Source organism: Streptosporangium sp. LJ11, from assembly GCF_051918945.1.
Classification (GTDB): domain Bacteria; phylum Actinomycetota; class Actinomycetes; order Streptosporangiales; family Streptosporangiaceae; genus Streptosporangium.
This window is the reverse complement of the sequence record NZ_JBPXMB010000095.1, coordinates 1-1,127: the sequence shown is the minus strand read 5'-3', so window position 1 is coordinate 1,127 and position 1,127 is coordinate 1. Positions and strand designations below refer to the sequence as shown.

The 1,127-nt window shown below is 69.9% G+C and carries 2 protein-coding genes; both read left to right on the top strand.

All coding sequences use genetic code 11. The features are described from left to right. The coding region (locus tag ACTOQ3_RS43535; protein WP_440089932.1) for a hypothetical protein at positions 1-354 on the top strand (354 nt) is incomplete at its 5' end. Between the two features lie 102 nt (positions 355-456). Further along, the coding region (locus tag ACTOQ3_RS43530; RefSeq protein ID WP_440089930.1) for a DUF6766 family protein at positions 457-1,127 on the top strand (671 nt) is incomplete at its 3' end.

The following is a 1,127-nucleotide window of genomic DNA, read 5'->3' as shown; positions in this document are numbered from 1 at the left end:
CTGCTGGTGTGTGTGGCGGGGTGCGCGTCCGCGGCCGCGCCTTCCGCTCAGCGGGCGGCGCAGGACTTCTACGCCGCCGTGCGGGACCGCCAGGTGGAGCGGGCCTGCGCGCTGCTGGCTCCGGAGGCGGCCGAGAGCCTGCGAACCGGGAATCAAAGGTGCGAGACCTCTCTCGGCGGGCTCGACCTGCCCGGCGGGCAGGTGCTGGACGTCGAGGTCTGGGGGGATGAGGCCCGGGTGCGGCTGAGTGGCGACACCGTCTTCCTGCACCGTTTCCCGGCGGGCTGGCGGGTGCGCGGCGCGGGCTGCACGCCTCGCGGTGACCTGCCCTACGACTGTGAGGTGAGCACCTGACATGCGCCTCATGTTCACCGTCACCGCGGCGATCATCGCGATCGGGCTGGTCTGCTTCTTCGTCATCGGCCTGCTGCAACGCTGAAAAAGGGGGAGGAGCGGGTGAGACGCTTCGTCAAGGACAACGGCCTGAGTCTGTTCTTCCTGGTGGCGTTCGTGCTGTCCCTGGTCGGCCAGTCCTTCGCCGGTAACGCCGCCGCCAACGCCGACCGGCTCGCCGAGGGCGGGACGGCACTGTCGTGGCCGGCCTACGTCACCTCCTCCGACTTCGCCGTCGACGTGGCGGAGAACTGGCAGTCGGAGTACCTGCAGTTCCTGCTGTTCATCCTGGCCACGGTCTGGCTGGTGCAGCGGGGCTCGCCCGAGTCGAAGAAGCCGGGTAAGCAGGGAGAGGAAAGCGACGCCGAGCAGAAGATCGGCCGGCACGCGGACGCGGACAGTCCGGCCTGGGCCGGGGTGGGCGGAGTGCGCCAGGGCCTGTATGGCCGCTCCCTCGGCCTGCTCATGGGGTTGATCTTCGTGTTGTCGTGGCTGGCGCAGTCGGTGGCGGGCACGGCCGCCTACAACGCCCGCCAGCTCGCCCAGTTGCAGGACCCCCTCGGCTGGGGGGAGTACGTCGTGTCGGCCGACTTCTGGAACCGGACCCTGCAGAACTGGCAGTCGGAGTTCCTGGCCGTCCTGTCGATGGTCGTGCTCTCGGTCTACCTGCGCCAGCGTGGCTCCCCGGAGTCCAAACCCGTCGGCACCCCGCACGAGGAGACCGGCGTGGAAGG